Source organism: Rhodovulum sp. (assembly GCF_011048875.1).
In the GTDB taxonomy this organism is placed as follows: domain Bacteria; phylum Pseudomonadota; class Alphaproteobacteria; order Rhodobacterales; family Rhodobacteraceae; genus Rhodovulum; species Rhodovulum tesquicola.
The window spans coordinates 1-7,980 of sequence record NZ_DSDD01000193.1; the positions used below are offsets into that span (position 1 = coordinate 1).

The 7,980-nt window shown below is 66.9% G+C and carries 8 protein-coding genes; 6 read left to right on the forward strand and 2 right to left on the reverse strand.

Going from position 1 to position 7,980, the window contains the following annotated elements; genetic code table 11:
* Together ENN83_RS06760 and ENN83_RS06765 are read left to right on the forward strand one after the other, a co-directional pair.
* Positions 1–1,302: tetrathionate reductase family octaheme c-type cytochrome (locus ENN83_RS06760; protein WP_287185444.1), on the forward strand; the 1,302-nt coding region annotated here is incomplete at its 5' end.
* Positions 1,295–2,014 (forward strand): cytochrome b/b6 domain-containing protein, encoded by a 720-nt coding sequence (locus tag ENN83_RS06765; protein ID WP_287185445.1) that lies wholly within the window; start codon positions 1,295–1,297, stop codon positions 2,012–2,014. The genes ENN83_RS06760 and ENN83_RS06765, both read left to right, overlap by 8 nt.
* A 72-nt stretch (positions 2,015–2,086) precedes the next feature.
* Here ENN83_RS06765 and ENN83_RS06770 read toward each other — a convergent pair whose 3' ends face one another.
* Entirely contained in the window at positions 2,087–2,653 is a 567-nt protein-coding gene (locus ENN83_RS06770; protein ID WP_287185447.1) for a YcbK family protein, read from the reverse strand.
* Positions 2,654–2,983: 330 nt separating this feature from the next.
* Between ENN83_RS06770 and ENN83_RS06775 the strand changes: the two genes are divergently transcribed.
* From ENN83_RS06775 to ENN83_RS06790, 4 genes are read left to right on the forward strand one after another with little or no spacing between them, the layout of a single operon-like run.
* The gene (locus ENN83_RS06775) at positions 2,984–4,591 is read left to right on the forward strand and encodes a L,D-transpeptidase family protein (protein ID WP_414707628.1); all 1,608 of its coding nucleotides are present in this window, start codon (positions 2,984–2,986) and stop codon (positions 4,589–4,591) included.
* Between the two features lie 59 nt (positions 4,592–4,650).
* Positions 4,651–5,742: a UDP-3-O-(3-hydroxymyristoyl)glucosamine N-acyltransferase gene (gene lpxD / locus ENN83_RS06780; protein WP_287185449.1), complete on the forward strand. Its 1,092-nt coding sequence runs from the start codon at positions 4,651–4,653 to the stop codon at positions 5,740–5,742.
* 36 nt (positions 5,743–5,778) lie between these two features.
* Entirely contained in the window at positions 5,779–6,045 is a 267-nt protein-coding gene (locus tag ENN83_RS06785; RefSeq protein WP_287185451.1) for an acyl carrier protein, read from the forward strand.
* Entirely contained in the window at positions 6,042–7,250 is a 1,209-nt protein-coding gene (locus ENN83_RS06790) for a beta-ketoacyl-[acyl-carrier-protein] synthase family protein (protein WP_287185453.1), read from the forward strand. The genes ENN83_RS06785 and ENN83_RS06790 overlap by 4 nt, the downstream gene beginning before the upstream one ends.
* 51 nt (positions 7,251–7,301) lie before the next feature.
* Here ENN83_RS06790 and ENN83_RS06795 read toward each other — a convergent pair whose 3' ends face one another.
* The gene (locus ENN83_RS06795) at positions 7,302–7,925 is read right to left on the reverse strand and encodes an invasion associated locus B family protein (RefSeq protein WP_287185454.1); all 624 of its coding nucleotides are present in this window, start codon (positions 7,923–7,925) and stop codon (positions 7,302–7,304) included.
* Positions 7,926–7,980 lie beyond the last annotated feature (55 nt).

The window sequence follows — 7,980 nt, forward strand, 5'->3', positions numbered from 1 at the left end:
ACCGGCTATGGCTGGACCGACATGAGCGCCCCTCCGCCGAGCGAGGCCACGGCGGTCGATTGCCTGGCCTGCCATGACACCTCGGGCCAATACACCAAGCTCGACTCGGCTGCCGGCCACCCGCCGCTCGAGGCGAAGGGCGAGACCATCACCGGTGCGGACGCCTGGGCGGTGGACCTGAAGAAGGCCGCGCAAAGCGTGGGCGCGCCCGGGCGCGAGAATTGCGGCTCCTGCCATTTCTACGGCGGCGGCGGGGACAACGTGAAGCACGGCGACCTGTCGTCTGCGCTGTATCACCCCAGCCTCGATGTCGATGTCCACATGTCGGCCGAGGGCGAGAATTTCACCTGCTCGACCTGCCACCATTCCGACAAGCACGTCTTTGCAGGCTCGCGCTATGACGTCCACGCGATGGACCCCGGGGGCACCGGCAAGCCTGGCCAGATCCGCCAGGACGTCGCCACCTGTGAAAGCTGTCACGGCAATGCGCCGCACAAGGCATTCTCGGTCACCGGCAGGAAGCTGAACGACCATGTCGACCGCATCGCCTGCCAGACCTGCCACATCCCCAGCTTCGCCCGGGGCGGGGTGGCGACCAAGACCGGCTGGGACTGGTCGACCGCGGGCCGGATGGATGCGGACGGCAATCCCGCGCATGAAGAGAACTATGTCCAGGGCGACGGCACGGCGCGGCACACCTATCTTGCCACAAAGGGCGATTTCGAATGGGGCGAGAATGTCGTGCCGCATTACGCCTGGTTCAACGGCCAGGTCGAATACACCTCCACCGACAAGGTGATCGACCCGACCCAGGTGGTCGAGATCAACCGCATCGAGGGCAGCCCGGATGACGGCCGGTCGCGGATCTGGCCCTTCAAGCGGATGGAGGGGCGGCAGGCTTACGACGCGGGCCTGAACCATCTGGCCTATGTCAATGTCTGGGGTCCCACGACCGACACCGCATACTGGACAAATTTCGACTGGGCCAAGGCGATCGAGGCGGGGATGGCGGCCGCGGGCAAGGAGTATTCCGGGCAGTACGGTTTCGTCGATACCCATATGTACTGGCCCATCACCCATATGGTCGCGCCCGCAAGCGATGCGGTCGACTGCCACGAATGCCACGCCCCGCAGGGCCGCATGGCGGGGATCGCGGGCGTCTACCTGCCCGGCTCGAACCCGACCAGCCCGGGCGCGCTGATTGGCATCGCCTTCTTCCTCGCGATGGCCTCGGGCGTGCTGCTTCACACAGTGCTGCGGATCATCACCCGCGGCGGAAAGGGAGGGAAGACCCATGACTGACGACGCCGTGAAACCTCCCGCGCCATTCAAACGCGGGCTCACGCCATGCCCCGACTGCACCGAGCGCGAAGTGCTGATCTATCCCCGCTTCGAGCGGCTCTGGCACTGGTCGCAGGCGGGGTCCATCGTGATCCTGATGTTCACCGGGCTGGGTATGAACGGCGTGCACGGACTGATCAGCTTTGAACTGGCGGTGCGGCTGCACACGATCGTCGCGCTGGCGCTGCTGCTCTTATGGGTCTTTGCCACCTTCTGGCTGTTCACCACGGGCAGCTGGAAGGTGTTCCTGCCGCGCATGGTGGGGCTTTTCGCGGTGGCGCGCTACTATGCCTATGGCGTGTTCAAGGGCGAACACCATCCCTTCCAGAAAAGCCTCGCGCAGCGGCTGAACCCGCTTCAGGCGCTGGCCTATTCCGCGCTGAAGGCCGTGGTCTTCCCGCTGGTCTGGGGCACCGGGCTGGTCTATCTGACCTACAATTTCTGGAAGACCCTGCCGAATGCGCCCTTCCTGCTGGAGGTGGTGGCCAATATCCACCTGGCGGTCGCCTATATCGTGTCGGGCTTCGTGATCCTGCACATCTATCTTCTGACCATCGGTCATTCCTTCCGCGAGGGCGTGCGTCCGATGATCACCGGCACCGAGAAGGTCGCCCTGACCCCCGAGCAGGAAGCCTATCTCGAACGGCACGAAACCTGGCGGCTGGTCGACTGACCGGCCCGCGCCCCGAAACGCGAAAAGGCGCCCCGTGGGGCGCCTTGTTCGTTGCGTATCGACCGTCTGGCCTCAGCGGCCCCAGCTGCGCACCGGGCCGCAATCCATATGCACGAAATTCGAGCCGGAATAGCTTCCCACGCCGCCCGCATTGCACGCGCTTGCCGCCCGCGCCATCTGGCCCACCGACCGGCTCTTCAGCCGCAGGTCCGCGGCCTGACCCTTCATGTGCAGCGAGTTCTTGGCCACGCCGCTCGAACGCGAGCGCAGCATCGCGTTGGTCTGCGGGCTGCGATAGCCCGACAGCAGCATGTAGGGCTCGTCCACATCCAGCAGCCTGTGCGCCGCCGTCATGATATCGAGATTGCGCAGATCCATCGAGACCGTCTGGCCGTTCCGCCAGTCGCGCATGAAGTGGTTGATTTCCTTAACCGCTTCCTTGATGTAATCGCCTTCGATCCAGTAGATCGTGTCGATGCTTTCGCCGGTGCGCCCCGAATACATCCGGATCCGCCGGATGTCGCCCGCGCCCCGAAGGACGCCAAAGGCATTTGCGAAAGTCGGTGCCGCCACAACGGTGGTGGCTGCGAACGCGGCCAGAAGGCCACGGCGCGAGATGCCGTTCCGGGTCATGTTCATGTTTTCTCCGCCCGCCCCAGTTTCGTTCCAATGCCGCGATTTCACGGCGTTTTTTTTCCTCGGACCAGTCATTCCGACCCAAAAAGTCTATCGCATATTTGCCCATTTGCGCCAAGCATCGATTCGACGTAGGCAGTCGCGCTGTGGCAAACCGGCAAGAACTTGCTCATACTTGGGGTTCAGTTTGGTTTCCTGCCGACCGCTGGAATCCTGCAACAGGGGGCGCGTGCCCGATGCAAGGCTGTGGATTTCCATGTGGACAGGTCGGATGGATTGGCCGATGGTTGGCCGGTATTGCGCGACCGGAAAGCCTGACAGGGGAATGGGTTGATGCGTCTTGTTGATCTGCGTCGCGGCTTGCTGGCCGGCGCCGTGGCGTTCGTTCTGGGTCTGGCCGGTCCGCTGCCGTCCCATGCGGCCATGGACCAGGCCGCCTTTCGCCAGGCCGTGGCCGAGGCGGCGTCGGACGACGTGGCCGTCGCCGCCTTCTACCGCGACCGCGACTATGCCGCCTTCTGGACAACGGCCGACGCCGCGGCGCGCCGCGCCGCGCTTCTGACCGCGCTGGCGCAGGCGCCCGATCACGGCCTGCCCGCCACGCGGCACGATCCCCACGCGCTGATCGCCGCCTTCCGCGAGGCGCGCACGCTGCGCGATATCGGCCGGGCCGAGGTGATGGCGACGCGCATGTTCCTCTCCTATGCCCGCGACATCGGCTCGGGCGTGATCGACCCGGGCCGCGTGGTCACCGACATCAAGCGCCAGATCGACCGGCCCGACCCGGCCGACCTGCTGGCCCGGCTGGCCGCGGCCGACAATCCCGGCGCCGTCCTGCGCCGCCTCGCCCCGCGCAGCCCCGAATATGCCCGCCTCCTGCGCGAGAAGACGCGCCTTGAACAACGCATCGCCGAGGGGGGCTGGGGTCCGCGCGTGCCGTCCGGCACGCTGCGCCCCGGCCAGACCGGCGCAGCCGTGGTCGCGCTGCGCAACCGCATGATCGCCATGGGCTATCTCGCCCGGTCCGCCGCCGCCAGCTATGACGCGGCGCTGCAAAAGGCGGTGCAGGCGTTCCAGCGCGATCACGGGTTGGAGCCCGATGGCGTCGCCGGTGCGGGCACCGTGGACGAGATCAACATCGCCCCCGAGGAGCGGCTGAAATCCATCCTCGTCGCGATGGAGCGCGAGCGCTGGCTGGGCAACGACCGGGGCGATCGGCATGTTCTGGTCAACATCACCGATTTCCACGCCCGCATCGTCGAGGCGGGCGAGGTGGTGTTCCAGACCCGCTCGGTCGTGGGCAAGAATGTCAGCGACCAGCGCACGCCCGAGTTCTCGGACGTCATGGATCACATGGTCATCAATCCCACCTGGAACGTCCCGCGCTCGATCGCGGTCAAGGAATACCTTCCCAAGATGCAGGCCAACCCGAACGCGCATGGCTATCTGCAACTGGTGGATGCCCGCGGCCGGGTGGTCAGCCGCGGCGCAGTGGATTTCTCGCGCTACACCGCGCGCACCTTCCCCTTCGCCCTCAAGCAGCCGCCCTCGCAGGCCAACGCGCTGGGGCTGGTGAAGTTCATGTTCCCCAACCCCTACAACATCTACCTGCACGACACCCCGTCGAAATCACTGTTCGACCGCGAGGTGCGCGCCTTCAGCCATGGCTGCATCCGTCTGGGCGATCCGTTCGACTTCGCCTATGCGCTGCTGGCCACCCAGACCGACGACCCCAAGGGCTTCTTCGCCGCGCGGCTTGCCACCGGGCGCGAGACGCGGGTCGATCTGGAACATCCGCTGCCGATCCATATCATCTATCGCACCGCCGTCACCGAGCCCGCCGGGCGGGTGCAATATCGCCGCGATGTCTATGGCCGTGACGCGGCGATTTTCGACGCGTTGCAGGCCGCCGGGGTGGCGCTCGCCCCGGTTCGGGGGTAAATCGCAACCCGACAGGACCGGACGGCGCAGGCCGTGCCGGTCGCGGGCAGGGGGGCGGCATGGCGTTCACACTCGACCAGATCGCGACCGCGCTTGGCGCGCGTCTCGAAGGCGACGGATCGGTGACGATCACGCGCGCCGCAGAACCGGCCGAGGCCGGGCCCGACGCGCTGGCCCTAGCGATGAAGCCCGATTATGCCGAGGGGCTGGCCCGCGGCGGCGCACAGGCTGCGATCCTGTGGGACGGTGCCGACTGGCGCGCGCTGGGGCTGCGCGCGGCGCTGTTCGTGCCGCGCCCGCGCTATGCGCTCTCGGACCTGACCCGCCTGATGGATCCCGGTCCCGAGATCGCGCCGGGCATCCATCCCTCCGCCGTGATAGACCCCGGCGCCCGGATCGGCGACGGTGCCGCGATCGGCCCGCTCGTCGTCATCGGCCCGCGCGCCGAGATCGGCCCGCGCGCGCGCATCGCGGCGCATGCGTTCATCGCCGAGGAGGCGCGGATCGGTGCGGATGCGCTGATCCTGGCGGGCGTCAGGATCGGCGCGCGCGTCACGCTGGGCGACCGCGTGATCGTGCAACCCGGCGCGGTGATCGGGGCGGACGGCTTCTCTTTCGTCACGCCCGAGAAATCCGCCGTCGAGAACGTGCGCGCCACGTTGGGCGATGCCGGCGACGCGGTGGCGCAGGGCTGGACGCGGATACATTCGCTGGGCGCGGTAACCATCGGGGATGACGTCGAGATCGGCGCCAATACCTGCATTGACCGCGGCACGATCCGGGACACGCGGATTGGGTCGGGCACCAAGCTCGACAACCTCGTCCAAGTCGGCCACAACGTCGTGATCGGCCGCGATTGCCTGTTGTGCGGGCAGGTCGGCATCGCGGGGTCGGTGCGGATCGGCGACCGGGTGGTGTTCGCGGGCAAGGTCGGCGTCAATGACAACATCTTTGTCGGCGACGACGTGATCGCGGGCGGCGGGACCAAGATCTTCACCAACGCGCCCGCGGGCCGGGTCCTGCTCGGATACCCCGCGATGCGCATGGACGCCCATGTCGAGGCCTACAAGGGGCTGCGCCGTCTGCCTCGGCTTTTCGCGCAGGTAGCTGCATTGCAGAAAGCGGTTTCAAAGCTGTCGCGAAGCGACTAGATCCTCCCACGATCAAATAAGCCAGAGAGGCAAGGGATGCCGGACAGCGTGAAGGACAAGGTGATTGCGATCATCGCCGAGCAGGCCGTGCTCGAACCATCCGATGTCAGCATGGACTCGACGCTCGAGGATCTGGGGATCGACAGCCTCGGGCTGGTGGAATCGATCTTCGCCATGGAAGAGGCCTTCGACATCCAGGTGCCGTTCAACGCCAACGAGCCCTCGGAAAGCGAGTTCGATATCTCGTCGGTGGCCGCGATCGTGCGCGCCGTCGAGGGGCTGGTGGCCGACCAGAAAGCATGAGGCGCGTCGTCATCACCGGCCAGGGCACGATCAACGCGCTCGGCCACAATGTGCCCGACACGCTGACGGCCTTCCGCGAGGGGCGCTGCGGGATCGGCGAGTTGGACATCCGCGACATCGACCGGCTGTCGATCCGCATCGGCGGACAGGTCAAGGGTTACAAGCCCGAGGACTATTTCAACCGCCAGCAGATCGCGCTTTACGACCGCTTCACCCAGTTCACCCTGATGGCCGCGCGCGAGGCGATCGCGCAATCGGGGCTGGATTTCTGCGGCGAGCTGTCGCATGAGGCGGGCGTGGTGCTGGGCACCTCGGGCGGGGGCATGACCACGCTCGACGAGAATTACCGCTCGGTCTACGAAGAGGGCAAGAACCGCGTCCATCCCTTCGTCGTGCCGAAGCTGATGAACAATGCCGCGGCCAGTCATGTCTCGATGGCCTACAACCTGCGCGGGCCGTCCTTCACCGTGGCCACCGCCTGCGCGTCCTCGAACCACGCGATGGGGCAGGCCTTCTACCTGATCCGCTCGGGCATCAGCCGGGTGGTCGTGACCGGCGGCTCGGAATCGATGCTCTGCTTCGGCGGGATCAAGGCCTGGGAGGGGCTGCGCGTGATGTCCAAGGATGCCTGCCGCCCGTTCTCCGCCAATCGCAACGGCATGGTCCAGGGCGAGGGGGCGGCGGTCTTCGTGTTCGAGGAGTACGAGCATGCCCGCGCCCGCGGCGCCGAGATCCTTGCCGAAGTCGTGGGCTTCGCCATGACCGCCGATGCCTCGGACATCGTGATGCCGTCGCGCCAGGGCGCGGCCCGCGCGATCGCAGGTGCGCTGCGCGATGCGAAGCTTGCACCGACCGATGTAGGCTATATCAACGCCCATGGCACCGGCACGGCCGCCAATGACAAGACCGAATGCGCGGCGGTGGCCGACGTTTTCGGGCCGCATGCAGACCGTCTGATGATCTCCTCCACCAAGTCGATGCATGGCCACCTGATCGGCGGCACCGGCGCAGTCGAACTTTTGGCCTGCATCATGGCGCTGAAGGACGGTGTGATCGCGCCGACCATCGGCTACGAGGAACTCGACCCCGAATGCATGCTCGACGTGGTGCCCAACGATGCGCGCGAGGCGCAGGTCGATGTGGTTCTGTCCAATGCCTTCGCCTTCGGCGGGCTGAACGCGGTTCTGGCGCTGCGCCGGGCCTGATGGCGTGCGCCGCGGCCGGGGCCGGTGCCCCGGACCGCGGCAAGTCTCGGCTCACTGCCCGGCGAGGGTCGCGGCCACCAGGTCGTAGGCGGCGGTGAAGCCCGACAGCGACATCGCGATCTCCGCGGTCTGGTCCGGCGCTACCAGCGGAACGATGGTGAGCTTGGCGGCACGCCCGGCCTTGAAGGCTGCGACCTCCTCGGCGGTCAGCGCAAAGCGCGCATAGCAGGCCTGCGGTGTGCAGAAGCTGAAGCGATAGCGCTTGGGCGCGGCGGTATCTACGCCAAGCCGCAGATCCTCGCTCAGCAACGTCTCCAGCGGCGTCGCGATTTCGACCGCCGCGGCGCGCGGCGCGGCGGCGGGCGGCAGCGGCGCCATCGAGACTTGGCTCACCGGGTTGTCCTCGGAATCCCGCAGCAATTGCTGCATGTTGCAGGATTCCCGGTCCCCGTTCACCCGGACGCAGACCACCTGCCAATCCTGGAAGACCTCCTTGACATAGGCCCGGGGCGCATCGTCCGCCGCGTCCTCGCCCATCGGTAGGCGCTCGATCTCGGCCGTGGTCGCAACCGGCGGCTCGGCCGCCTCGGGGGTGCCGCCCGCGTCCTGCGCCAGCACGGGGCCGGCCAGCGACATGAGGGCCACAAGGCCGATTGGTCTGAGAAGTTCACGCATGCTCTGCCTGCCTTTGCTGCATTTGCTACCTCGCCAGCCGCCCTCTAGCATGACC

Bases quoted from the DNA above. Each gene is read 5' to 3' on its own strand.
- ENN83_RS06785 (WP_287185451.1), top strand. From the start codon at position 5,779: ATGCCGGACAGCGTGAAGGACAAGGTGATTGCGATCATCGCCGAGCAG.
- ENN83_RS06775 (WP_414707628.1), top strand. From the start codon at position 2,984: ATGCGTCTTGTTGATCTGCGTCGCGGCTTGCTGGCCGGCGCCGTGGCG.
- ENN83_RS06795 (WP_287185454.1), bottom strand. From the start codon at position 7,925: ATGCGTGAACTTCTCAGACCAATCGGCCTTGTGGCCCTCATGTCGCTG.
- ENN83_RS06765 (WP_287185445.1), top strand. From the start codon at position 1,295: ATGACTGACGACGCCGTGAAACCTCCCGCGCCATTCAAACGCGGGCTC.
- lpxD (WP_287185449.1), top strand. From the start codon at position 4,651: ATGGCGTTCACACTCGACCAGATCGCGACCGCGCTTGGCGCGCGTCTC.
- ENN83_RS06770 (WP_287185447.1), bottom strand. From the start codon at position 2,653: ATGAACATGACCCGGAACGGCATCTCGCGCCGTGGCCTTCTGGCCGCG.
- ENN83_RS06790 (WP_287185453.1), top strand. From the start codon at position 6,042: ATGAGGCGCGTCGTCATCACCGGCCAGGGCACGATCAACGCGCTCGGC.